Source organism: Microbacterium sp. zg-Y818 (assembly GCF_030246905.1).
Classification (GTDB): Bacteria; Actinomycetota; Actinomycetes; order Actinomycetales; family Microbacteriaceae; genus Microbacterium.
In genome coordinates this window covers 671,783-695,433 of the sequence record NZ_CP126741.1, presented here as the reverse complement: position 1 = coordinate 695,433, position 23,651 = coordinate 671,783, and the positions used below count along the sequence as shown (strand labels likewise).

At 69.1% G+C, this 23,651-nt stretch carries 20 protein-coding genes; 9 read left to right on the top strand and 11 right to left on the bottom strand.

Annotation, left to right across the window (positions count from 1 at the left end; all coding sequences use genetic code 11):
• Positions 1 to 7 precede the first annotated feature (7 nt).
• On the top strand, positions 8 to 1,915 hold the full coding sequence (locus QNO21_RS03035) for a glycosyltransferase (protein ID WP_257519529.1): 1,908 nt from the start codon (positions 8 to 10) through the stop codon (positions 1,913 to 1,915).
• Between the two features lie 3 nt (positions 1,916 to 1,918).
• On the opposite strand, the gene QNO21_RS03030 is transcribed toward QNO21_RS03035, so the two are convergent.
• From QNO21_RS03030 to glf, 5 genes are read right to left on the bottom strand one after another with little or no spacing between them, the layout of a single operon-like run.
• A complete protein-coding gene (locus QNO21_RS03030; RefSeq protein WP_257519530.1) occupies positions 1,919 to 2,668 on the bottom strand; it encodes an ABC transporter ATP-binding protein in 750 nt (249 codons plus the stop codon).
• The gene (locus tag QNO21_RS03025; protein WP_257519531.1) at positions 2,668 to 3,459 is read right to left on the bottom strand and encodes an ABC transporter permease; all 792 of its coding nucleotides are present in this window, start codon (positions 3,457 to 3,459) and stop codon (positions 2,668 to 2,670) included. Before QNO21_RS03025 ends, QNO21_RS03030 begins: the two co-directional genes overlap by 1 nt.
• Positions 3,460 to 3,469: 10 nt before the next feature.
• Positions 3,470 to 4,621 (bottom strand): glycosyltransferase family 2 protein, encoded by a 1,152-nt coding sequence (locus QNO21_RS03020; protein ID WP_257519532.1) that lies wholly within the window; start codon positions 4,619 to 4,621, stop codon positions 3,470 to 3,472.
• A gap of 11 nt (positions 4,622 to 4,632) precedes the next feature.
• On the bottom strand, positions 4,633 to 8,115 hold the full coding sequence (locus tag QNO21_RS03015; RefSeq protein ID WP_257519533.1) for a glycosyltransferase family protein: 3,483 nt from the start codon (positions 8,113 to 8,115) through the stop codon (positions 4,633 to 4,635).
• A 30-nt stretch (positions 8,116 to 8,145) separates the two neighbouring features.
• Entirely contained in the window at positions 8,146 to 9,282 is a 1,137-nt protein-coding gene (glf, locus tag QNO21_RS03010; protein ID WP_257519534.1) for a UDP-galactopyranose mutase, read from the bottom strand.
• Positions 9,283 to 9,386: 104 nt separating this feature from the next.
• Here glf and QNO21_RS03005 point away from each other — a divergent pair, with 104 nt between their 5' ends.
• On the top strand, positions 9,387 to 10,271 hold the full coding sequence (locus QNO21_RS03005; RefSeq protein WP_257519535.1) for a glycosyltransferase: 885 nt from the start codon (positions 9,387 to 9,389) through the stop codon (positions 10,269 to 10,271).
• Between the two features lie 12 nt (positions 10,272 to 10,283).
• Here QNO21_RS03005 and QNO21_RS03000 read toward each other — a convergent pair whose 3' ends face one another.
• The 3 genes from QNO21_RS03000 to QNO21_RS02990 are packed head-to-tail and all read right to left on the bottom strand — an operon-like array spanning position 10,284 to position 13,188.
• Positions 10,284 to 11,018, bottom strand: a complete 735-nt coding sequence (locus tag QNO21_RS03000) for a glycosyltransferase (RefSeq protein WP_257519536.1) — start codon at positions 11,016 to 11,018, stop codon at positions 10,284 to 10,286.
• The gene (locus tag QNO21_RS02995) at positions 11,015 to 12,241 is read right to left on the bottom strand and encodes a lipopolysaccharide biosynthesis protein (RefSeq protein WP_257519537.1); all 1,227 of its coding nucleotides are present in this window, start codon (positions 12,239 to 12,241) and stop codon (positions 11,015 to 11,017) included. The genes QNO21_RS03000 and QNO21_RS02995 overlap by 4 nt, the downstream gene beginning before the upstream one ends.
• On the bottom strand, positions 12,238 to 13,188 hold the full coding sequence (locus tag QNO21_RS02990; RefSeq protein WP_257519538.1) for a glycosyltransferase family 2 protein: 951 nt from the start codon (positions 13,186 to 13,188) through the stop codon (positions 12,238 to 12,240). Before QNO21_RS02990 ends, QNO21_RS02995 begins: the two co-directional genes overlap by 4 nt.
• 131 nt (positions 13,189 to 13,319) lie before the next feature.
• On the opposite strand from QNO21_RS02990, the gene QNO21_RS02985 reads away from it, so the two are divergent.
• Positions 13,320 to 14,339: a glycosyltransferase gene (locus tag QNO21_RS02985; RefSeq protein ID WP_257519539.1), complete on the top strand. Its 1,020-nt coding sequence runs from the start codon at positions 13,320 to 13,322 to the stop codon at positions 14,337 to 14,339.
• Here the strand turns inward: QNO21_RS02985 and QNO21_RS02980 are convergent.
• The 3 genes from QNO21_RS02980 to QNO21_RS02970 are packed head-to-tail and all read right to left on the bottom strand — an operon-like array spanning position 14,315 to position 17,382.
• On the bottom strand, positions 14,315 to 14,701 hold the full coding sequence (locus QNO21_RS02980) for a DUF2304 domain-containing protein (RefSeq protein ID WP_257519540.1): 387 nt from the start codon (positions 14,699 to 14,701) through the stop codon (positions 14,315 to 14,317). The genes QNO21_RS02985 and QNO21_RS02980 overlap by 25 nt on opposite strands.
• Positions 14,698 to 15,444, bottom strand: coding sequence for a glycosyltransferase family 2 protein (locus QNO21_RS02975; RefSeq protein WP_257519541.1), 747 nt, complete (start codon positions 15,442 to 15,444; stop codon positions 14,698 to 14,700). The genes QNO21_RS02980 and QNO21_RS02975 overlap by 4 nt, the downstream gene beginning before the upstream one ends.
• 18 nt (positions 15,445 to 15,462) lie before the next feature.
• Complete coding sequence (locus QNO21_RS02970) at positions 15,463 to 17,382, bottom strand: DUF6541 family protein (protein WP_257519542.1); 1,920 nt, start codon at positions 17,380 to 17,382, stop codon at positions 15,463 to 15,465.
• Positions 17,383 to 17,838: 456 nt separating this feature from the next.
• On the opposite strand from QNO21_RS02970, the gene QNO21_RS02965 reads away from it, so the two are divergent.
• The 6 genes from QNO21_RS02965 to rfbA all read left to right on the top strand — a co-directional run bounded on the left by QNO21_RS02965 (position 17,839) and on the right by rfbA (position 23,649).
• Positions 17,839 to 19,383 carry an ArnT family glycosyltransferase gene (locus QNO21_RS02965; protein ID WP_257519543.1) on the top strand — a complete coding sequence of 515 codons (1,545 nt, stop codon included), beginning with the start codon at positions 17,839 to 17,841 and terminating at the stop codon, positions 19,381 to 19,383.
• Between the two features lie 154 nt (positions 19,384 to 19,537).
• Positions 19,538 to 19,963 carry a GtrA family protein gene (locus QNO21_RS02960; protein ID WP_257519544.1) on the top strand — a complete coding sequence of 142 codons (426 nt, stop codon included), beginning with the start codon at positions 19,538 to 19,540 and terminating at the stop codon, positions 19,961 to 19,963.
• Positions 19,960 to 20,793, top strand: a complete 834-nt coding sequence (locus QNO21_RS02955; RefSeq protein ID WP_257519545.1) for a glycosyltransferase family 2 protein — start codon at positions 19,960 to 19,962, stop codon at positions 20,791 to 20,793. The genes QNO21_RS02960 and QNO21_RS02955 overlap by 4 nt, the downstream gene beginning before the upstream one ends.
• Positions 20,790 to 21,815 carry a glycosyltransferase gene (locus tag QNO21_RS02950; protein ID WP_257519546.1) on the top strand — a complete coding sequence of 342 codons (1,026 nt, stop codon included), beginning with the start codon at positions 20,790 to 20,792 and terminating at the stop codon, positions 21,813 to 21,815. Before QNO21_RS02955 ends, QNO21_RS02950 begins: the two co-directional genes overlap by 4 nt.
• A complete protein-coding gene (locus tag QNO21_RS02945; protein WP_257519547.1) occupies positions 21,802 to 22,722 on the top strand; it encodes an NAD-dependent epimerase/dehydratase family protein in 921 nt (306 codons plus the stop codon). The genes QNO21_RS02950 and QNO21_RS02945 overlap by 14 nt, the downstream gene beginning before the upstream one ends.
• A 57-nt stretch (positions 22,723 to 22,779) precedes the next feature.
• On the top strand, positions 22,780 to 23,649 hold the full coding sequence (rfbA, locus tag QNO21_RS02940; RefSeq protein WP_257519548.1) for a glucose-1-phosphate thymidylyltransferase RfbA: 870 nt from the start codon (positions 22,780 to 22,782) through the stop codon (positions 23,647 to 23,649).
• Positions 23,650 to 23,651 lie beyond the last annotated feature (2 nt).

The window sequence follows — 23,651 nt, the reverse complement described above, 5'->3', positions numbered from 1 at the left end:
GCCCCTCGTGGCGCACGTGCTCCAGACCGCCGTCCTGCCGTTGGACCGGGACCCCGACCTGCTCCCCCTCTACATCGACCCCGAGACCTGGACGTCGATCGATGAGGAGCCCGTGCGGGTGACGTCCGTCGCACAGCTCGGCAACATTCTGGGGCGCCACCGGGCCCGCATCGTCGCCGGCCGCCGCGTGTCGTTCGGAACCTACTTCAACGCCTTCCCGGCCTCGTACTGGCAGCACTGGACCGCAGTGCGCGACGTGACGCTGACCGTGCGCACCGACGGCCCCGCGACCATCCTGGTCTACCGATCCAACGGCACCGGGGTACGACAGCGCATCGAGACCCGAGAGGTCACGGGCGCCTCGACCACGCAGTTCGCGCTGCGACTGGATCAGTACAGCGACGGCGGCTGGATCTGGTTCGACATCGCCGCCGACGAGACCGATGCCGTGTTCGAGGGGGCCGACTGGTCCACCGAGCAGGAGCCGGTCCGCAACGGCCGAGCATCCATAGGCATCACCACCTACAACAAGCCCGACTACTGCGTGGCCACGCTGCGCGACCTCTCCGAGTCCGTGGATCTCCTGGACCTCGTCGACCGCGTCTTCCTCGTCGACCAGGGTACGCAGCTGGTCGCCGACGAGGAGGGCTACGACCAGGTCGCAAGCGATCTCGGGGACACCCTGCAGGTGATCCGTCAGCCCAACCTCGGCGGATCGGGCGGATTCGCGCGCGCGATGATCGAGACCCTCGAGCGCCCGGAAAGCGACTTCGTGCAGCTGCTCGACGACGACGTTCGCATCGAACCGGAGTCTCTCCGCCGGTCGATCGTGTTCGGCCGCTTCGCGTCGACGCCGACGATCGTGGGCGCGCACATGTTCGATCTGCTCGACCGCGCCAAGCTGCACGCGTGGGCGGAGGTCGTCGACGACGAGCCGTTCATGTGGCGCACGCTCTACCAGGAGCGCATGCCGCACGACTTCTCGGTGGCCAACCTCCGTCAGTCCCCGACGCTGCATATGCGTCTGGATGCCGACTACAACGGCTGGTGGATGTGCCTCATCCCGGTCGAGGTCATCCGTGAGGTCGGGCTGTCGCTTCCCGCGTTCATCAAATGGGACGATGCGGAGTTCTGCCTGCGGGCACGGGACGCCGGCTACCCGACCGTGTCGCTGCCGGGGGCCGCGCTCTGGCACGTGTCGTGGGTCGGCAAGGACGACTCGATCGACTGGCAGGCGTACTTCCACGCACGCAACCGCATCGTCGCGGGCTTGCTACACTCGCACGCGCCGCACGGCGGCACGCTTCCGCGCCACAGCCGGCGCGTGGACCTGAAGCACCTGATGATGATGCAGTACTACCCCGTGGCACTGAGACACAAAGCCCTGCGCGACGTGCTCTCCGGCCCGGCCCACATGACCCGGACGCTTGCCACCGCGATGCCGGAGGCCCGAGCCCTGGCGTCGGCGTTCCCCGAGACCGTGGTCCACAAGGATGAGGGCGTCCCGCTGCGCTCCCGGCGCGGCCGGCAGGTCTTCCGCTGGACACGCCGGCACGACTTCGACAGCCCCACCGGTTGGCGCCTCCGACTGTTCACGGCGTCGACGCTGGTCGCACACTGGCTGCACGCACCGCGCCCCGAGAATCTGACGATGCCCGAGGTGGAGTTCGGCAAGAACGACGCCCATTGGTGGCGGCTTCCCCGCTACGACAGCGCCCTGGTCAGCGCCGCCGACGGGTCAGGGAAGAACATCTACACCCGGGATCGGGCGAAGTACCGTCGCATGCTCGTGGACACTGTCCGGCTCCACCGGCGGCTGCGGCGCGAGTGGCCGCGACTGTCGGCGCAGTATCGCAGCGCACTCGCCGAGATCACGAGCGAGCAGTCGTGGCGCGAGGTCTTCCGGGCCGGATGACCGTCAGCGCTTCGGCGTTCCGTAGTCCTCGTCGTAGCGGGCGAGCACGTCCTCGATGGGCGCGTCCATGACCAGCTGCCCTCGGTCGAGGTAAAGGCCGCGGGTGCAGAAGCGGCGCAGGTCGCGCTCATTGTGGCTGACGAAGAAGAGGGTGCGGCCGCTGGCGAGCAGTTCGTCGATGCGCCGGTAGCACTTCTCGCGGAAGGCCTTGTCGCCGACGGCGAGCACCTCGTCCACCAGCAGGATGGGCTCCTCCAGCTGCGACACGACCGCGAACGCCAGGCGCACCTTCATGCCGCTGGAGAGGTGTTTGTACGGGGTGTCCACGAAATCTTCGAGTTCGGCGAAGGCGATGATCCCGTCGAACCTGCGGTTGATCTCCGCCCGCGTCATGCCGTGAAGGCCGGAGGTCAGGCGGACGTTCTCCCGCACGGTCAAATCGCCCACGAATCCGCCGGTGATCTCGATGAGCGGCGCCACTCCCCCGTGCACGACGACCTGGCCCACGTCGGGCAGCAGCACCCCCGCTACCAGCTTGAGCAGTGTCGATTTCCCCTGCCCGTTGCGGCCGACCACCCCGATCGCCTCGCCCGGACGCACCCGGAACGACACGTCGCGCAGCGCCCAGAACTCATCGGCACGGACACGCCGCGATGCTCCCCCGAACAGGTCCTTGAGGTTGCGACCACCGCGCCGGCCACGGCGGAAGCGCACCCCGAGATCGGTGGCCTCGATCGCCCAGTCCGAATCCATCACAACTCCTTCAGCACGGCAGGCTCAAGCCGGCGGAACACCAGCACCCCCACCGCCAGCACCAGCACGCTGACGATCACCGATCCCATGACCGCGGCCGTATCCCACTGGTCGGGGAAGAAGCCGGCTCGATACAGCGTGAAGATGCCCGCGAGCGGGTTGATCACGGCGAGGTCGGCGAACGCGCCGGGAAGATCCTTCACGCCGTAGATCACCGGCGACGCGTAGAAGAGCGCCCGCAACACCAGTCGCGTGGTCCGCTCCAGGTCCGCCCACAGCACGCACAGCGGCGCGATGATGAGGCCCAGCCCGACGAGAAGCATCGCCTGCAGCAGCACCGCCAGCGGGAACCACAGCAGTCCCCAGCCGACCTGGGCACCGGCGAACACCGCGAACCCGATGAGCACCGGCAACGAGCAGAGGAACTCGATTCCCTTGCTCAGCACGATGCGGTTGACCCAGATCGACCGCGGGATGGCGGTGGAACGCACCAGCCGCGCATCCTTGTTGAACGCGCGGGTGAAGTCGCTCACCGCGGCGTTGAACCACACCCAGGGCAGCAGCGCCGTGATGAGGAACACGATGTACGGGTTCTCACCGACGCCGCGGTTGAAGATCTGCGTGAAGACGAACCAGTAGATGCCGCTCATGACGAGCGGATCGAGGACCGACCAGAGGTAGCCCAGCGCGCTGGTGGCGTAGCGCACCTTCAGATCGCGGGCGGTCAGCAGCCAGAGGGAGTGCAGGTAGCGCCGCGGAGAACCGGGAGTACCGACGGTCGCACTAGTCACGCTGTCGATCCTAGGGGCGACGAAGGACGCGCAGGCGCCGAAGCACCCCGCCCGCTGCGCGCCGAACGCGCGCTTCGGGCCGGGCGCGCATGACTGCCAGAAGCTCCGCGTTCTCCCGCGCTTGCTCTTCGGCCAGACGGGCGCGGCGAGCTTCGCTGCGGTACAGGTCCCGCCAGTGCGTGCTGGCCTCGAGGTGCTCCATCTCGAGGCGGATAACGATGTCGGCAATCGGCCGGGCACCGGTGACGTCCTCCTCGGAGTAAGGGTCGGAGTCACCTGACACGGTCCGCAGGAAGTCATCGGGCAGGAGCGCGCCGCCTTCCCTCAGCGCCGTGAGGCTTTCGCGCAGGCGGGCGTCGAACACGAAGCCCTCGGGATTCGGCCCCACTGGATGCCGAACGAGGTAGACCGGCTCGAGCAGCCCCGCCTTCCAGAAGCGGTAGTCCCGCATGCCGTGATGCTTCGGACTCGGATTGAGGGTGGGGTTCGCGTCGTAGGAGCGTCCGGTGTTGACCACCTTCGTGCTGTACTGCGCGTAACTGCGCCACGGTACATGGAGCACGTCGATGGCATACGCATCGTCGGGCTCCCCCAGGGACGGGATGCTCACGCCGTGATTGCCCTGCTGCACGAGCACATCGGCAGCGCCGACGTGGATCGCGTCGGCACTCGGGTGGGCATGCAGCGCTGAGGTCTCCATGAGAGTCTCCTCCGCTCGCTCATCGCGCCAGACGAAGGTGGTGAGGTCGGCGACGGTGTGCGACGGCACCCCGGACATGTTCTTGACGGGAGCGAGAAAGGACCCGATCGCGGGATCGACGTGCGCGAGTGCGTCGCGCACCGATAGCTCGGGGTCACGGGCGACGAAGAACTCGTCGGCGTCCGCATTGATCACCCAGTCGGCGTCGTGCACCGTCTTGGCGCGGGATGCCATCTGGGATACGACCATGGTCTGGTTCTTGTCGTGCTGGAGATAGTCGTGGACCTCGACGCGGCCCGTCTCCTCGTAGCGCGCGAGGATCTCCCGGGTCCCGTCCACCGAACCGTTGTCGGTCACGATGATCAGGTCGATGCCCTGGGCGAGATGATGTTCGATCATCGCCGCGACGATGTCGGCTTCGTCCCTCACCATCAGGGTCATGACGATCTTCGGACTGCGCACCTGCTCTCCCATCAGTCGGCGGCCCGTTCCCGCCGGATACGCAGAGCGTCCTCGACCAGGCGCTGCGCCCGGGCCGTGAACGAGTGGTCCCGCGCAACGGAGGCCGCCGAGAGGCGCAGCTCCGAGTCCGACGGCCATCGGCCGGGCTCGCTCAGCAGCTGCGCGAGCTCTTCTCGGGTCCGGTAGACGGCGACCTGCGGCCCGAAGACCTCCTCCATCCCCGCCACGGGATCACTGACGATCCGCGCCCCCGCGGCGGCAGCGTCGAACAGCCGATTCGAGAGGAATCCTTCGGCCGCCATGTCGTCCCAGTGATCGTTCAGGACGACTCCGGCCTCGGCGTACACGGTGGGCAGTTCGTCGTTGGCGACCAGCGATCCGCGGATGTAACGCGGGTGGATGAACTGCTCCCAGCCATCATCGCCGTACACGGCGACGTCTCCGCCGACCGCGATCGCGTCGGCCACGATCTTGCGCGGCACGCCTCTGGTTCTGCCGACGAAGACCACCGAATCCGACCGCCCTGAACCTGCTGCGGGGGTGAATCGCCGCTCGTTCGTCGCCTGCAGGAGGGTCTGAATGCGAACCTGCCATGCTTCGCTCATCCGGCGAGCCCAGATGTCTCCCGCCGCGTAGACCGCGTCGAATCCGGACACCAGCTCGGCGCGTGTGACCAAGTCGGGATGGCTGATGACCCAGAGCAGATTGACCGCGTCCGGCTGGGGAGTGAATGACGTGAGGCCACGCAGCGTGAGCGTGACGTCGTCCCACACGTCCGACTGGGGCCGGGTGTGCGAGCTGATCCGGTCGACGACGACATCCTGGCCGCACCGGCGCAGCGCATCGGCGAGGTCATCGGCGAAGAAGGTGTCCCCCCACGTATCGCCGGCCGAGTCGCCCGTGGCAGAGGTCTTGATGGCCCAGCGCAGACGCGGGGCGGCCTCGTCCACCTGCAGGGGCAGGTGCCTCGTCAACACGATCTCCCCCTCGCGCAGAGGACTCTCCCTCTGCGGCCGCCACCGCATCGAGGTCCAGCTCAGCGCAGTTCCGTCCAGGACGTTACGGTCGTCGAGATCGTGGACGAGCTCGTGGTGCCAGCGCGCCACGAACCGGTGCCGGTTGTCGTTGACGAAGGCGTGCCGATTGGGCGTCTTGCTCTCCAGATGCAGGACGCGCGATGACGTGCAGACGCGAAGCGGCCTGCCCGTGCGCTGACGCAGCTTGAGAGACAGATCCACGTCCTCCATCCCGTTGACGTAGTGCGTGTCGAAGCCACCCGCGGCGGCCCAGTCTTCGAATCGCATTGCCACGCACGCTGCCGTCAGAGCGGCGAACGGATACTCCGAGATGCGAGGGTCGACATCGAGCTGATGGAATCCCGCCAACAGGTGGCACGGCATCGACAGTCCGCCGGGGAACACCGTGCCTGCTGTCTGGACCGTGCGGTCGGGGTAGAGAAGAAGCGGCTGCGCGGCCACGGCTCCGGCGTCCAGCGAAGCGAGCAGGGGCTCCAGCCATCCCGCTTGAACGATCGTGTCGTTGTTGAGGAACACCAGGGTGCGCGCAGGTTCTGAAGCCACGCCGGCGTTCGATCCGAGCGCGAAATCGGTGTTGCGTGGGAGTCGGCGAATCTTCACGCGGGCGTCGCCGGCGAATTCGCCCGCGAGCAGCGTCGCCACCGGACGGCGGGACCCGTTGTCCACGACGACGATCCGCACGTCCTCCCCCGGGGTGTGCGCCAGCACCGCTCGGACGGCCCCTGCCGTGAGCGCCCAATCCTCGTATGTGGGGATGGAGACGACGACGCCGTCGCGGATCGGCTGGTCGAAGCGTACAAGCCTCCGTGAGCGGGCAGCGTTCGCGCCGGCGCGCGCTTCGAAGCGCTGGGCGCGGTCGGAGATCACCTCGACGAGCGCCGAACGGATCACCGCGCAGACTCCGTCCTCAGCCAGCCCGAAGACGATTCGCTGCGCGACACCCAGGTCGAGCGCGGCATCCGGCAGCACGGCATCCGGACCCGTGCCGCGCAGCACCACGCCGGCACCGTCCACGTCGTCCAGCCACAGCGCGTCGGCGGTGTTCAGCCAGCTCTGGCTGAGACCGTCGTGGGCTACGACCGCCGCCGACGCCTCGGGATGCGCGGCGAGCACGCTCGAGGCGACGAAGGCGAAGCGAGGATCCCACAGCTCCCCGGGACGCCACATCGTCCAGGCGGTCGGAGAAACAGCCTGCAGCGCCCGACGGGCTGCGGAGCCGAACGACTCGTGTCCCTCACGCAGGGTCACGGTTGCTCCGATACGTGCGAACTCGGTCTCCATCCCAGAAGACCGGGGGTAGCGGGTCTCCTCGATGACGAGCAGCCGCACCTCCACGTCCCGCTGCGCGGCGGCCTCGGCGAGCTCGGGTACGCTGTCGAGCGTGAGGTGCCGCCCGTCGACGACGATGGCGAACGTCCCGGAGGGCGTCGCGCTTCCCGGGCTGACGATGTGCCTGCTCACAATCGCGCCCGCTGGCCGGATCACCGCCAGGCTCGCGTGGTACTCACCGACCGTCCGCCGCGTGATCTCGAGCGCGTCGCTGACCTTCACCGGTGTCACGCCCTCGGATGACGGAGTGAACTCCTGCCTGCCGGCCCGCTCGGCGAACCATGCGATCAATCTGGTCTCGTCGGCTTCGGGGTGGATCTCCAAGCACCGCTGGCCCCAGAAATGCGGGCTGGCCTGACCGCGCTGCCCCTGGCGCACGTACTCCAGGAACTGATTCAGAGCGCGGCCTGTTCTGCGCTGCGCCCGATCACGCTCGAGATGCCATTCCGCCTCGAAGAACGGGTGAGGCGACCGGCCGTCGAACTCGCCGTTGGTGAGGTAATCGTCCAACGCAGCCTCGGGGGTCAGCGGACGCGCTCCGCCGATCTGAAGCGAGTAGAAATCCAGATCGAGGAGCCCCCCGCGATGCACCGCCGCCGCGACCTCGGCCAGCCCGCTGCACTCGGACATCACGTCGCGCCACGCCAGGCGACGGGCGCCGATGAGCATCGGCAGGCGCTCACGCTCGAGGTGCGACAACCGCATGAGAGCGACCGGCCAGCCACCTCGGCGGTCTGGGAGACGCGGATACCTGGCGGCGAGCGCGAGCGCGTCGGCGAGCCGGCTCAGCGGCAGCGCTGTGGAGCACTCACCGATCATCGCTGCCTGCGCCAGCGCGTTGCGCAGGCGCAGCGAGGCGAAGATAGAGAACCGTACGGCGGGTAGATCGATGAGGGGGTTGGGAATGACCCCGAGCTTCCATCCCGTGCTGAAGTAGTGTCGGGCGGCCTCCTCCTGGGAGGCGAAGGTGCGCCCGACGAGCATGCCGTAGTACTCGCCGACCACCATGTCCACGCCGCGCGCGGTGGGAAGGTAGGGACGCGCAGCCAGTGTCGCCGCGGCTCGCAGCCCGCGAGTCCCCCGCGCGCGTCGCAGGAAGGGCTTCAGGCGATTGATGAGTGGGTGCACGACGAAACGATCCTTCGGCTCAGCTCTCGTTCAGGACAGTCGGTTGTTCCACATGGACAGCGCGGCACCGATCGCCATGTGCATGTCGAGGTACTGGTAGGTGCCCAGGCGTCCGCCGAAGTGCACGTCGCGCTCACCCTTGGCCAGCTCGCGGTACGCCAGCAGGCCCGCCCTGTCGGCCGCGGTGTTCACCGGGTAGTACGGCTCGTCCTCACGGGTGGCGAAGCGGGAGTACTCCCGCATGATCACCGTCTTGTCCGTCGGGTAGCGCTCGGCCCGTTCCGGGTGAAAGTGCTTGAACTCGTGGATGCGCGTGTACGGGATGTCCGCATCGGCGTAGTTCATCACCGGGGTGCCCTGGAAGTCACCGATGTCGAGCACTTCCTCTTCGAAATCGAGCGTGCGCCATGAGAGCTCGCCCTCGACGTAGTCGAAGTAGCGGTCGACGGGGCCGGTGTAGACGATCGGCAGCTGCCCCACAGTGGCCGCTTTGTTCAGCGGCTGCGCGGGGTCGAAGTAGTCGACGCCCAGCTTGACCTCGATGTTGGGATGGTCGGCCATCCGCTCGAGCCACCGGGTGTAGCCCTCAACCGGGAGCCCCTCCCAGGTGTCGTTGAAGTAGCGGTTGTCGTACGTGTAACGCACAGGCAGGCGGCTGATCACCTCGGCAGGCAAGTCCTTCGGATCGGTCTGCCACTGCTTCGCCGTGTAGTCGCGGATGAAGGCCTCGTACAGGGGACGCCCGATCAGCCCGATGGCCCGCTCTTCGAGGTTCTGCGCGGTCTGCGGGTCGAACTCCCCCGCCTGCTCGTGCACGAGGGCCCGCGCCTCATCGGGGCTGTAGGCCGCCTGGAAGAACTGGTTGATGGTCCCGAGGTTGATCGGAAGCGGGTACACGACGCCGGCGTGGTTGGCGTAGACCCGATGCACGTAGCGCGTGAAATCCGTGAAGCGGTTGACGTACTCCCACACTGTCGGGTTGGAGGTGTGGAACAGGTGCGCGCCGTAACGGTGAACCTCGATGCCGGTGGTGGCCTCGTCCTCGCTGTAGGCGTTGCCGCCGATGTGGTGGCGACGATCGATCACCGTGACCTTGCGGCCGGCCGCAGCCGCCCGCTCTGCGACCGTGAGACCGAAGAAGCCCGAGCCGACGATGAGGAGATCCATAAAAGACGCTTTCGTTCGATTTCGCGGTGCCACAGAGAGACCAACCCAGCCTATCCGGCGGCCGCTGGGCGCCTGATCAATGCAATGTTCCTAAGCTGGAGGCGATGATGATCGATCTCATGCTTCCCTACTGGGGCGACCCGGACCTGCTTTTCCGCACCGTCGATTCGGTGCGTGCGCAGACCGACCCCCGCTGGCGGCTCACGGTTCTCGATGACGGGTACCCCGACCCGCGCGTGGCCGACTTCTTCGCCGGGGTGCGAGACGACCGCATCCGGTATGTCCGCCGCGAGGAGAACGCCGGCATCGTGGCGAACTTCCGCGCCAGCGTCCGCCAGTCACAGGCCGAATACCTCACGGTGCTGGGCAGCGACGACCTGCTCGAGCCCGGCTACGTCGCGCACGTGCACGAGGTGATCGCCCGACACCCCGGCGCGGACATCATCCAGCCCGGCGTGGTCGTGATCGACGCGGAAGGCACCCCGTACCGGCCGCTGGCCGACCGGATCAAGCACGCCATCGCCCCGCGCACCGACCACGGCGACGTCGAACTGCAGGGCGAGCGCCTGGCCACGAGCCTCGTCCGTGGCAATTGGCTTTACTGGCCTTCACTGGTCTTTCGCCGCGAGGCCATCGCGCGACACGATTTCCGCGACGACCTGCCCATCATCCTCGACCTCGCCATCCTGCTCGACCTCGTGTTCGACGGCGCCACACTCGTGGCGACCGGAGCCCCGGTGTTCCGTTACCGCCGGCACCGCGCGAGCGCCTCACAGACCTCACTGCTCAGCGGCCGCCGCTTCGACGACGAGCGGCGCTTCTACGCAGAGGTGGCGGCCCGGGCTGCGGGCGCGGGCTGGTCGACCACCGCGCGAGCGGCCCGGGCGCGCCTGCTCTCCCGATTGCATGCGCTGACCGAACTCCCGCGCGTGCTGCGCGAAGGATCGCCGGCTGGTCGCAGTGCCGCGCTGCGCCACATCCTCCGCTGACGGCTCCCCCGCTCAGCGGCCGAGTGCGGCCATCCAGGCACGGGCGAGCATGAGCCGGGCGCGCAGCACCGCAGCGATCCCCCGCGGCCGTGACGGTGAGGTGTTCTCCGCGTGCAGCCGGCGACGGATCGTGGGCTGGTCGATGTGCACGAGCAGGCCGTGCGCGTTGGCGAACGTCGCCAGCCACAGGTCGTGCGATTCGACGAGAAACGATGGGAAGGGCAGCACCCGCGGGAGCATGTCGCGCCGGACAGCCATCGCGCACCCGAAGTAGGGCGCGATCCCCGCGAGGATCCGCAGCTCATTGCGCACCCGCTGACGCGACCGCCGCGACGACAGCCGCCAGGGCACCCGCCGGATCGGCGAGGGCAGAGGCGCGTCGGAACCCAGCAGGACGAGGTTGGATGCCGCGACGCCCGCTCCCCGCAGCGCCTCGACGAACGCCGCGCGGCGCCCGGGAATCCACACGTCGTCCTGGTCGGAGAGCATGATCACATCGCCCCGCGCGCCGGCCATGGCCTGCTCGAAGGCCCGAACATAGCCGACGTTGCTCTCCCGCACCTGAAGGCGGATGCGGTCGTCGTCGATGGCTCTGATGATCGCGGCGGTGTCGTCACGGGAGGCGTCGTCGACGATGATCACCTCGTCCTGTGGTTCGAGCTCCCACAGGATCGATTCGAGCTGCTCACGGACGTAGGCCGACCCGTTGTAAGTCGCCATGCAGACGCTGACCCTCGCAGCGGTCATCCCCGTCCCCCTCCGCGCATCCGCAGCTCGCGCCACAGCACGGACACCTGGTACCCCGCAACGCACAGCTCCGAGACCGCCACGGACCATGCCACCAGTGAGACCGAGCCGCTCGCAGCGAAAACGAGGATCATCGGAGCGCCCACGCCCGCCCCGATGAGCGTCGAGACTGCCAGGGAGCGTACGCGGCCCACCGCCACCAGGCAGGCATAGCCGACGACGGCCGACACGCCGACACCGACGAAGGCCACGCCCAGCGGGAGCGAGAGCTGCCACGGCACCTCCAGCTTCCCGGCGGAAAGCAGCACCGATGCCAGCGGGGACAATCCCGCGATGAGCCCTCCCCCGATCAGGGCGATGACGGCGGAGGCCAGCGCGGCCGCCTTGGCTCGACGTGCGAGGTCGGCGTCGGGGTCGGGCACCCACCCCTGGAAGAACTGCTGGATGGGCAGGAAGGCGATGGAGCTGTACTTGAAGAGCCGGTCGGCCATGCCGTACAGCGGCACCAGGGCGGGAAGGAACACCTGCACCGCGACGATCGGCAGGCTCACGTACAGGGTGCTCGTGGCGGTGGCCACCACGGCGTGACGCTGCTCGCCGAGGACCAGCCGCAGCGGTCGGCGCTGGGGCTGCGGCGTGGCACCCCGCCCGGCGACCACCGCGTCGATCGAGACGGCGACGAGGAAGCCGAGACCCTGCCCGACCAGGAAAGCCCAGAGCTGACCGGTGAGCAGCGCCGCTCCCACTCCCACGATCGTTCCCGCCATCGTCGGCACGGTGTCGCAGAGGAACAGGCGCAGCGGACGCGCCTGGCCGGTGAAGAACCAGGTCGCGCCCAGATACGGCAGCAGATACACGACAGCGCCGAGGAGCGAAGTGACCACGTCGCCGCGCGTCAGCAGCAGCAGCACGACTGCAGCCAGCGGCACCGCAGCGGCGTAGAGCTGCAGCCGGACGCGCAGGGATTCCCGGTACAGGTTCGGCCGGTCGGCCTCGGGGGCGGAGGCGACCATCGCCGCTCCCGTCGCACCCCATCCGAAGGCGACGAGGACCCCGCCGAGCTGCCCCACCGTCTGCACCACCACGAGGATGCCCCAGGTCTCGGGGCCGAGGGCCACCATGAGCACCGGCAGCGCGAGGATGCCCAGCAGGCTGCCAGCCCCGACCGAGAGGGAGAATCCGCTGATGCGACCGAGCACTCCCACGAGCGGGCGGGCGCTCACCGGTCACCCTCCGACATGAGCGGCGCATCCCAGCGAACCGTGGCCGCCAGGGTTCGCAGAGGGGCAGGCATGGGACCCATCCTGCCCCGCACCGCAGCGAACAGCGCCGCGCGGTAGATCCGCGCCAGTGCCCGTCGCGGGCGCGCCAAAGCGAGCGCGTTGACGAAGTGCACGGCATCCAGAAGCGTGTCCCGCACGATCTGGGCGGGCGCGCTGCGAAAGTACTCACGATCGAGCACGAGCCGGTTGCGCACCCGGTAGAAGTAGCGGAACGGGGTGCTGAGCGTCACTTCCGGGGGGATGCCCGGGACGCGCACGGGACGGCCGAACAGCCGCCGGTCGTACTTCGTGCCCAGCGCATGCCCCAGCCGCAGGCCCGCGACGGCGACGACGCGGTAGCCCCGGCGCCGCAGTCGCAGTTCGAACTCGGTGTCGACCAGGTCGATGAAGAAGTCCTCCCGCAGGTCGCCGACCGCCTGGATCGTGCGCAGCGGGATGAGCATGCCCGACTGGATGACGTTCGCGGCCGGTGCCAGCCCATCGGCGTCCGGCGGCGCTGTGGCCTGGCGGACGTCGGCGAAGTACTCCGGGACGGCCGCGCCGAGCCACTCATCCACGACCTTCTCCGCGCCCTCACGCAAGCCGGCCACGAATCCCTCGGGCACGACGGAATCCTGATCGAGGGTCAGGACATGGCTTGCGCCGCGCGCGTGGGCGATGCGCATGCCGCGGTTCAGATTGGCGGCGATGCCGACGTTCGCGTCGGAGGCGGTCACGTGCGCTCCGAGTTCGCGCAGCCGGTCCAGCGTCGCCGTCGAGTCCTCTCCGGAGCCGTCATCGACCACGATGACCCCGTCGACCTGTCCTCGCACGGACGCGATCGCCTCCACGGCGGAGGGGCCGGGGCGGTACGTCGACACCACCGCCCAGACGACGGCGGCGGTCACCGACGCCCCTGGAGACGGTCGGAGCGGGCGCCGGGGTGAGGGCGGGCGCAGTGGTCGCGAGACAGGGGCATGGCGGACCTAGACTATCCTGACTCGCTGGACCGCCACCGGGCGGCCGGGAGGGCGGGCAGATGGTTCACGGACGCGGCGCGATCGTGCTGGCGGCGTACCGCCCCGACGCCGAGCTGTTCCGGCGCCAGCTGCTGTCGCTGCGGGACCAGACCGTGGCCGACTGGGAGTGCATCATCTCCGTCGACGGCGACCCTGCCGAGGTCGAGCCGGTGCTGCGCGCGGCGGTCGGCGACGACGCCAGGTTCCGCCTCGTCGGCGACGGCACACGGCGGGGCTTCTACGGAAACTTCGAGCGCGGCCTGCGCCAGGTGTCCGAGGCGACCGCCTGGGTGGCCCTGTGCGACCAGGACGACCGATGGGATGCCGACAAGCTCGCGGCCCTGCTTCCCCACCTCGCCGACGTCTCCCTCGTGTCGGGTCAAGCCCGGCTCACCACGTACCCCGGTGACGCAGTGACCGGCCGCACCGACCGGCGCGACACCGACGCGGCGGACACCGTGCTGTTCAACCAGTTCACCGGGTCCTTCTGCGTCTTCGACCGCGCGATCCTGGATACGGCACTGCCTTTCCCCCGCGCGTCGACGCGCGTGGCCACGCACGACCACTGGCTGGCGGTTGTCGCCGGTGCGCACCGCGGCACCCGCGTCGTCGACACGGTGCTGCAGGACTACGTGCAGCACGCTTCCAACGTCTACGGCGACCCCAGCGCACTCGGCCCCGCGAGCCTGGCGGCCTCGGTGCGAAACGTCACGGCCCAGGCGCGCCGCTACGAAGGGTCGTCCTCTGCCGCCGGGATCGCGCGCATGACCTTCTGGACCTACGTCGGCTGGCGACAGCTGATGGTCGACGCGCTGCGCCTGCGCACCGACGGGGTCGAGCCGCAGCTGGGCGAGCTGTTCGGCCACGAGCGTCGATTCCGCCGCCTCGACGCCCTGCTGCGCAGGGCGCTGCGCGCCGGGGTGATCCCGCCGCGGTTCGCCATGGAATATCGCGCGAGCTGGTGGGCGGGGGCCCTGGTCGGCGGCCGGCGCCGCGCCCTCCGAGCCGCCGCGGCTCAGTCGGACGACTCCGGGTCCTGACCGCGGTCCTCGAGCAGGCCGACCCGGGCCTGGATCGACTCGACCTGGAGCCGCAGGATCGCCGATTCCTCGGCGAGGCGCCGCACCTCGTCCTCGGCGAGGCTCAGCTCCCACGACAGATGCAGCGCGACCCCCAGCAGCAGCAGGATCGCCGTGCCGAACAGCAGGTTGGACGGCAGCTGGACGCCCAGGGCGCGCGTCAAGCCGTCGAGCAGCCCCGGGAACAGTCCGACGATCAGCACCGCGAGGCCGATCACCAGCCACATGACGGCGTACTTCTCGCGCAGACGCCGCGTCAGCAGCATCCACATGACCAGCACGATCGTGACAAGTGCCAGGCCGATCCCGATCCACACGATCACGATGCGCTCCCCTGCTCCCGGCGGCGCGGCACCGCGCGTCGCATCAGCGCCAGACCCAGCGCGAAGACGGACCTGAGCAGGTATACGGCTGCGCCGAGGGGCCCCTGACTCGGACGGCCGTGCGCCCGCGGACGCATGGCCACCGGCACCTGCGTCACCGTGAGCCCTGCATGGACGGCCGCCACCAGCGAGTCGAGGGTGTCTCCCAGGTACTCCGCCGGGTAGTAGCGGACGTACTGTTCGATCGCTCGCGCGTTGGCGGCCCGGAAGCCGCTCGTCACGTCGGTGAGCCGGGTTCGGGCGACCTTCGACACGACGGATGCCAGCACGACCATCGCCCACCGGCGGGGGCCGCGCACGCTGTAGTCCCCGACGTCGGCGAATCGCGCGCCGATGGCGATATCGGCCCGCGCGAGACCGCCGAGCACCGCAACGATGTCGCCGGGGTCGTGCTGCCCGTCCGCATCCACCTGAATCGCGCGCCCGTAGCCCTGGCGCTGCGCGTAGGCGAATCCGGTGCGCATGGCCCCGCCGACGCCCAGGTTGAACGGCAGCGACAGCACATGGGCTCCGGCCTCCCGTGCGACCCGTGCAGTGTCGTCAGCGGATCCGTCGTCGATCACGACCACGTCGTAGTCGGACGACGCCGCCCTGATCTCCCGCACGGTGGGACCGACGCTGCGCTCCTCGTTCCATGCCGGAACGAGCACGAGCACCCGCTCGGCGTTGCTGTGTTCGACCATTCGATGCATCCTCCGTGGTCACCCCCGACCGCAGGCGACGACCTCGAAGAGTCTGGCATCCCCCTGCTGGTCCACCAGACGCACCGCTCCGGAATCCTCCAGGTCGGTCAGACCGGGCAGCGCATGGTCACCGCCGTGCACCTCACGCGATCCGAAATCCAGCACGTACCCCACGTCGAGGTCGTCCACGGCGTGGCACACGGCCGGGTCGTCGTCCGCATCGCGCAGCCCGTCGTTGACCTCCGCCATGTCCTCTGACACGTCCATCAGGATGTGCGGCATCAGCACCGGTCGACCGCTGTACGCATACGCGAGGCCCGCTCCGGTGTACGGGTTGCCGGCGATGACGGTCCCCTCGGGCACCGATTCATCCAGGCGTGACAGCAGGGCCGCCTCGTCGTCGCTCAGCAGCGGTGACGACGCGTTCATCACGAAGGAGTGATGTGCCCGATCCGCAGCGGCCTGAAGTCCCGGCTGCGCGGCGGCCAGGAGCGCGATCGCTCCGACGGCACCCAGCACAGCGGCCGACGTCGCGCGCAGGCGCAGTCGCGCCGCGGCCCACTGCGCGGTGCGGGCGATCCCGTAGGCAGCCAGCGGCGCGACCGCGACGACGCAGAGCGCGGCGAGCCGCGGCCAGTTGTTGTACCAACTTCCCGTGAGCGCGTCGCGGAGGTTGCCCCACGGCGACGAGGTGACGACGACGAACAGAATCACCCCGATCGCCCACGAGGCGACCATGACGAAACTCTCGCGGGTACGGTCGATCGCCGCCCACACCAGCCCCAGCAGCACACCGGCCGCGGCGACAGAGGCCGGGACCGGGTAGTAGAGGGTGAGCGTCACGGCATCGACGACGGCCGAGACCGGGTCCATGATCGTGGGCCACAGTCGGGTGGGTAGCGGCGGACGCAGGACTTTCAGCAGCAGGATGCCCAGCACGCCGTAACCGGCGAGCGATGCCACCACGAGAACCCGAGTGCGCCACCCCCTCGCGCGCGCCCAGACGCGCCAGGCGAAGGCGAGGACCATCGGCACCGAGAGCGCCAGCCAGGCGACGAAGCCCCCGGGGTGCGCGAGCGCGACGCCGGGGAGCGAGCCGATGAGCACCAGTGCCCACCACCCGGGAGCCAGTGCGACGTCGCGCTCGCCTCCGATCCCCAGAAGGCGCGCGGTCGCCGCCAGCGCCACGGGCGCCAGAGCAAGCGAGAGCTGATACGGGTACAGGACGCCGTAGTCCATCGGCAGGAAGGGGAACGCGGGCACGGAGACGCTGATGACGGCCGCGCTGACCGTCACGGCTGTGCGCCCGCCGGCGAGCGTGCGAGCCAGGAGCATTGCCGCGGCGGGCCATGTGACGGCCGCGATGACGATCGTCTGGGCGTTGACGACCACCGGGATCGACGCCCCCGTCAGCTGAACCACCAGCGCGGCGGTGGCATGCCACGCCGCGGGGTAGAACGGGACTCCCCCGCCGGGACTGGTCATCTGGCCGATCTCCAGCGCCGACGCCGTTCCGACGTCGGTGATGTAGCGGATCGCGTTCAGGTGGAACACGTTGTCGAATGTCTGCGAGATGGCGTCCGGGGAGCCGAGGACGGCCATCACCCTCAGCGCGAGGATGCCCGCGGCCACGGCGAGCGCGGCCGCCGTCCACCACGCGCCCGCCGTCATCGGGGACGGCCGCAGGCCGAAGGCCGTAGCCGCGCGCCGCGCGAGCATCAACCGCACGCCGACGACGGCGATGGCGATGACGGCCGCGCACAGCAGCGGGGGCACGAAGTTCCACCGCAGGCCCAACCAGGGAGCCACGACGCTCGAGCCGCCGATGACCGTGGTGGCGAAGGCGGGGGCCGCGGCGATGGACCACAGGCCACGCAGACCGATCAGGCGGGCGAGGATGAACCCGAACACTCCGTAGAACAGGAGGGTCGCGATCATGGCGCCCAGAAGTTGGCTCACCACTGCGAACGGGGCCTTTCTGTAAGCGGAGGGGTGTCTGCCCAGGCTATCCCGCTCCCGTGCGCCGACCCTGTCAGGCCCCTCAGAACGGCCCTGACACGAGAAGCGCAGACCCCGCCGGTTAGGCTGGCTGTCGTCTCGCGCGCCCGCGGCGCGGCAATCCTTATCGGAGAACACACCATGCCCCCTGCTTCACGGCGGCTCGCCGACTCTGCGGCGACGACCGATACCCCGGTCGCCCCGCCGTCCCCCCCTCCTGTCCGGGTCGGGGAAACCACGGCAACCGGCCGGGCGAGCATGCGACGCACCGAACGCAGCCATTCAGGTCTCAGCCCCGTTTCTGCGGCGGCCGGTGCTGCCGGCCGCGTCCGGGCACGGTGGGACCGGCTCACGTGGATCCTCTTGGCCACGGTTGTCGGTGGCGCACTCCTACGGGTGACGGGGATCACCTGGGGGCTGCCCGTCCCGCTGCACGCCGACGAGTGGGTCGTCGTCGAAGGTGCGATCGACATGGCCGCCCGCAACTCCTTCGAGCCGCCGTACTTCATGCGTCCCGACCACCTCGAGATGCAACTGAGCTACCTGTTGTTCCAGGCGTGGAGCCACCTCGTGCTGGGGGTGTCGCCCGAAGTCGCCTTCGCTTCCGACGTCGCACCCTTCTATGCCCTCGCGCGCGCCGTGACGGCCGTGCTGGGCACCGCCATGGTCCCCGTCGCCTACCTCATCGGTCGCGAGTATGCACGGTCGGTCGGCGTGCTCATGGCGCTCGCCGTCGCGGTGTTCCCGCCGTTCGTCGCGCATTCCCGCGTCGCGACCCCCGACATCCCGCTGACCTTCGCCGTCATGATCGCGATCCTCGGCGCGGTCCGCTACATCCGCACGCAGTCGTGGCGCGACCTGGCGCTAGGGACGTTCGGTGTCGCCGTGGGGGTAACGGCGAAGTACCCCGCCGCGCTGGCCGCGGTGGTCATCGTCTATGCCGTCATCTATGCCGCACTCCGCAGTCGCCGGCCCGCGCTCATCGTCACCCGTGGCCTCGGCACGCTGGGGATGTTCCTCGGGATGACCTTCCTGCTGTCTCCCACGCTGTTCACGAACATCGCCGAGGTGCGACGCCAGCTGTTCCAGCAGAACTCCACAGGACACCTGGGCGCAGACGGCCTCGACTGGGGCGGCAACCTGGCGTTCTACGCGCGTGACTTTTTCTCCGAAGGCGGCGTCCTGCTCACCGTCTTCGCCGTCGCAGGCCTGTGCGCCATCCTGTGGCGCCGTGTGTGGAGCGCGCTCCCCCTGCTCGTGGGCATCGCGTTCTGGGTGGCGATCAGCGCGCTGACGCTGCACTGGGCGCGATGGGGACTGCCGATGTACATCACTCCGGTGCTGCTCGCCGGTATCGGCGTCGTGGCCGTCTACCGGGCCGCGGCCGCGCTCGGGCGGCGCGCGGAGAACGCCCCACCCGCGGCCAGACGCGCGCCCGCCGTGACGGTGGCGGTGCTTGCCGCGATCTCGGGGGCGAGCCTGCTGCTCAGCTCCACCGTCGGTCTGCTCGTTGCGCTCGCCCCCGATACACGGGCGCTGGCGGAGCGCTACCTGAAGACCCACGGCATCACCGCCGACCAGGTGATCTCCGACGGCTACACTCCTTTTCTCCCCGCCGGAGCGCGCAGCGTCCTGAGCGACCTCACCGTCGACGACGGCGTTCTCCGATCGCGCCACGAGGGCGAGGACCGCACGTACGTCTTGACGTCGTCCACCATGGCGGGCCGCCACCTCAGAGCAGCCGGCACCGAGGGCGCCACGGTCTACTCCGCCATCGCTGAAGAACTGCCCGTGCTGGAGCAGTGGCAGCCGGTCACGGGCTCGCCATCGAGCCCGTGGGAGGCCACAGATATCGCCCGCGAGCTCGCCAAGCTCGCCCAGATCCTCGACGGCGGAGCGAGCGGCCCACAGCTGGTGCTCTACCGATTCCCCGCCCCATGACCCCGTCCCCTTCCTCGCGCCGTCCGTCCGGGACCCGTGGGATAGCCTGGAACGTGGCCATGCATACGGATGAGCGGTGAGTAGCAGATGGGCGGTCCGATCTGTGGCTGAGGAAGCTGAACCGTCGCCGGGCTCGGCGGAGGCGATCGGCGGCATGTCAGGCCCCGATGGTCCGCTGCTGCGGCTCGTCAAGGACCGCCGCGTCGCATTCCTCATCGTGGGCGTGATCAACACCGTCGTCGGGTTCGCCTGGTTCGCCCTGTTCGACCTGACGATCGGTCGCCTCTGGGGCTACATGATCACCCTGCTGTTCGCCCATGTCGCGAGCGTGCTGTGCGCCTTCGTGCTCTATCGGCGCTTCGTGTTCCGCGTGCGAGGACACGTCTGGGCAGACCTCGGTCGATTCGAGCTCGTCTACCTCAGCGCCCTCGCCGTCAACGCGGTGCTGCTGCCGCTGCTGGTCGAGTTCGCCAGACTCCAGCCGATCGTCGCGCAGGCCGTCATCGTGTTCGTGACGACCATGATCAGCTACCTCGGCCACAGCCGCTTCTCGTTCCGTCGAAGAAAGGGTGATGCGTGACGACCCACCCCACACTGAGCATCGTGATCCCGGCGTACCGCAACGCCTCGACGATCCGCGAGACGATCAGCTCCGTCCTCTCGCAGGAGGGAATCGATCTCGAGCTCATCATCGCGGACCACACGTCCGATGACGGCACGCGCGCCGTCGCCGAGGAATTCGCGGAGGATCCTCGCGTCACGATTGTGGACACACCCGCCGGCGGCGGCGCACCGCGCAACTGGAACCGCGTGACCAGCCTGGCTGGCGGGGCGTATCTCAAGCTGGTGTGCGGCGACGACGTTCTCCGACCGGGAGTGCTGGCGCGCCAGGTGCGCCTTCTCCAGACGTCCGGAGCCGTACTCACCGCGTGCCGACGCGACATCATCGACGCCAGTGGGCGCACCCTCTTCGCCGGCTGGGGGCTCCGCGGCCTCGGTCGCCGGATGCCGGGGCCGGAGGCGGCCCGCCGCGCCCTCCGCGCCGGCTCCAATCTGTTCGGTGAGCCGGCATCCGTCATGATGCGGCGGGACGCGCTCGAACAGTCCGGCGGCTGGTTCGCGGACTTCCCCTACCTCATCGACCAGGCGACCTACACGCGGGTGCTCGAGCACGGCGAGTTCGTGCCCGACCTCACCGTGGGTGCGACGTTCCGCATGTCCGCCTCCCAGTGGAGCGTGGCGCTTTCGCGGTCGCAGGCGAGGCAGGCGCGAGCATTCCACGCATGGTTCCGCGCGCAGCGTCCCGATGTCGTGTCGCGGCTCGACGTGATGATCGGCGACGCGCGGGCGACCGCGATGGCTCACCTGCGCAAACTCTCGTACACCCTGCTGAAAAGGAGGATGCGATGACGGCAGTGGAGCCGTTCACGCACGGCATCAGCATCGTCATCCCCGTCTACCAAGGCGAGAAGACGCTGCGCGGCGTCTTGGAGGAGATCCGGCCGCTCACGGCGGGATTCCGCACGCCCGACGGCCACGCCGCACGCGTGGACGAAGTGGTGCTCAGCTACGACCGCGGGCCTGATGCCTCCGCCCGCGTCATCCGCGAACTCGCGTCCGAGTCGGCGTGGGTGAAGCCCGTCTGGCTCAGCCGTAACTACGGGCAGCACGCCGCGACCCTTGCCGGCATCGCCAGCTCGGGGGGCGACTGGGTGGTGACCCTCGACGAAGACGGTCAGCACGATCCGTCCTACATCGGCACCCTCCTGGACACCGCGCTGCGCGAGCAAGCCGACGTCGTCTACGCCCAGCCCTCCAACCGGCCACCCCACGGCTTCGTCCGCAACGCCGCCTCCCGCACCTCCAAACGCGCACTGGAGAGCATCTTCGGCGGCGGGAAGGCCTCGCACTTCAACAGCTACCGGCTGATGCTGGGCGAGATCGGCCGCAGTGTGGCCGCTTATGCGGGCCAGGGCGTCTACCTCGATGTGGCCCTCGGATGGGTCGCAGGGCGCACCACGACCGCCCCGGTGCTGCTGCGCAGCGAGGGCGACAGAGTCTCTGGTTACTCCTACCGTCGGCTCTTCGCTCACTTCTGGCGGATGATCCTGACATCGGGGACGCAGGGCCTGCGCGCGGTCACCGTGACCGGGCTGGTGTTCTTCCTGGGCGGCATACTGTTCGCGCTTTACCTGATCGTGGCGCGGTTCGTCGGGGGCGATACGCCCGAGGGATGGACGTCGCAGATGGTGCTCAGCGCCATCGGCACGGGAGTGATCCTGGTGTCGCTCGGCATCATCGCCGAGTACGTGGGGGTCACGGTGAGCGTTGCGCTGGGCAAACCGGCGTACCTCATCGTGCGCGACCCGCAGGCCGGCCCGCTCGGGCGGACCGCCCGCGCGGAAGACGGAACGCCCGGTGGCGAACACTAGGTGGATCATCGGGCACGGTCTGCTGGGCCGTGCCGTGAACAGGGTCGGCTCGGAACCGGCGCTGCTCGCCGACGTGCGGTGGCACGACGTCGATCTCGCCGCCGCCGACCTGGCCACCGGGCTCCGGCGCGCCACGGCAATCGGCTCACCGTTGGAGATCTACTGGTGCGCCGGACGTGGAGTGACCTCTACTCCGGCGAGCCAGCTGGACGACGAGGTGGCCGTCTTCGCTCGATTCCTCCGCTCGGTCGGCGACCTCGATCCCACCACGCGTGGCAGGCTCACGTTCTTCCTCGCCTCGTCCGTCGGCGGGGCCTTCGCGGGCACCCCGCATCCTCCGTACACCGAACGCAGCCCCGTCTCACCGCTCTCCGACTACGGCCGGGCCAAGCTGCGCATGGAGGGTCTGCTGGAGGAAGCGACCACCGAGGGGAACTGGCGCACGTTCATCGCACGGATCACGAACCTGTACGGACCTGGCCAGAACGCCGGCAAAGCCCAGGGCCTGATTTCTGTGCTTGCCGACGGGCAGGTCAGCAGGCGGCCGGTCTCGGTCTACGTGCCGCTGGACACGCTGCGCGACTACATCTACGAAGACGACGCGGCGAGGGTGATCGACGCGGCAATGCGCCGCACGTGGGACCTTGCACCAGGCCAGACCGTCATGAAGCTGGTCGGGAACATGCGCGCGGTCTCGATCGGCGCGATCCTCGGCGAGATCGTCCGGCTGCGCCGTCACCGCGGTGCCATTGTGCTCGGTCAGGGCGACTCGACAGGACAGGCATCGGACCTGCGCGTGCGCTCGATCGTGTGGGAGGACCTCGACGACTTGGTGCGCACAACGCTGCCTGAAGGAATCGATCAGGTTTTCCGCGCTGCGCTCGCGCGCCGCGCGCACGGGGTCTGAGCACGCCTCCCGGGCCGTGCTCAGCGACTAATCTGCGCACATGGCAGGATGGATCCTGTGAAGGGCATCATTCTGGCCGGGGGCTCCGGCACGCGTCTACATCCGATCACGCTCGGCGTCTCCAAGCAGCTGATCCCGGTGTACGACAAGCCGATGGTGTACTACCCGCTGTCGACGCTCATGCTCGCGGGCATCCGGGACATCCTGGTGATCACCACACCGCATGACGCGCCGCACTTCGAGCGTCTCCTCGGCGACGGATCGCAGTTCGGCATCCAGCTCACCTTCGCCCAGCAGGCGTCCCCGGACGGCCTGGCGCAGGCCTTCACGATCGGCGCCGACCACATCGGCGACGACAAGGTCGCCCTCGTGCTGGGCGACAACCTGCTTTACGGCCCCGGCCTCGGCACGCAGCTCAAGCGCTACGACGACGTCGACGGCGGCGCGGTGTTCGCCTACTGGGTCGGCGAGCCCACCGCCTACGGCGTGGTGGAGTTCGACGACGAGGGCCGTGCGGTCTCGCTCGAGGAGAAGCCCGCCGTGCCGAAGTCGAACTACGCCGTGCCCGGTTTGTACTTCTATGACAACGACGTCGTGCAGATCGCCCGCGATCTGCAGCCCTCCGCCCGCGGAGAGTACGAGATCACCGACATCAATAAGGCCTACCTCGAGGCCGGCAAGCTCCAGGTCGAGGTGCTGCCACGCGGCACCGCCTGGTTGGACACCGGAACGTTCGACCAGATGCTCGATGCCGGCGAATACGTGCGCACCATGGAGCGCCGCACCGGCATGCGCATCGGCGTCCCCGAAGAGGTCGCCTGGCGCCAGGGGTTCCTCACCGATGAGCAGCTCGAGGCGCGCGGAACCGCCCTGAAGAAGTCCGGATACGGCTCGTATCTGCTGGAACTGCTCGAGAGAGGCCTTTAGAG

What these genes read in the sequence shown, in the direction of transcription:
- QNO21_RS02950 (WP_257519546.1), top strand. Translation starts at nt 20,790, where the DNA reads ATGACGGCAGTGGAGCCGTTCACGCACGGCATCAGCATCGTCATCCCC.
- QNO21_RS03000 (WP_257519536.1), bottom strand. Translation starts at nt 11,018, where the DNA reads ATGACCGCTGCGAGGGTCAGCGTCTGCATGGCGACTTACAACGGGTCG.
- QNO21_RS02960 (WP_257519544.1), top strand. Translation starts at nt 19,538, where the DNA reads ATGTCAGGCCCCGATGGTCCGCTGCTGCGGCTCGTCAAGGACCGCCGC.
- QNO21_RS03030 (WP_257519530.1), bottom strand. Translation starts at nt 2,668, where the DNA reads ATGGATTCGGACTGGGCGATCGAGGCCACCGATCTCGGGGTGCGCTTC.
- QNO21_RS02985 (WP_257519539.1), top strand. Translation starts at nt 13,320, where the DNA reads ATGGTTCACGGACGCGGCGCGATCGTGCTGGCGGCGTACCGCCCCGAC.
- QNO21_RS02970 (WP_257519542.1), bottom strand. Translation starts at nt 17,382, where the DNA reads ATGATCGCGACCCTCCTGTTCTACGGAGTGTTCGGGTTCATCCTCGCC.
- QNO21_RS02975 (WP_257519541.1), bottom strand. Translation starts at nt 15,444, where the DNA reads ATGGTCGAACACAGCAACGCCGAGCGGGTGCTCGTGCTCGTTCCGGCA.
- QNO21_RS03005 (WP_257519535.1), top strand. Translation starts at nt 9,387, where the DNA reads ATGATGATCGATCTCATGCTTCCCTACTGGGGCGACCCGGACCTGCTT.
- glf (WP_257519534.1), bottom strand. Translation starts at nt 9,282, where the DNA reads ATGGATCTCCTCATCGTCGGCTCGGGCTTCTTCGGTCTCACGGTCGCA.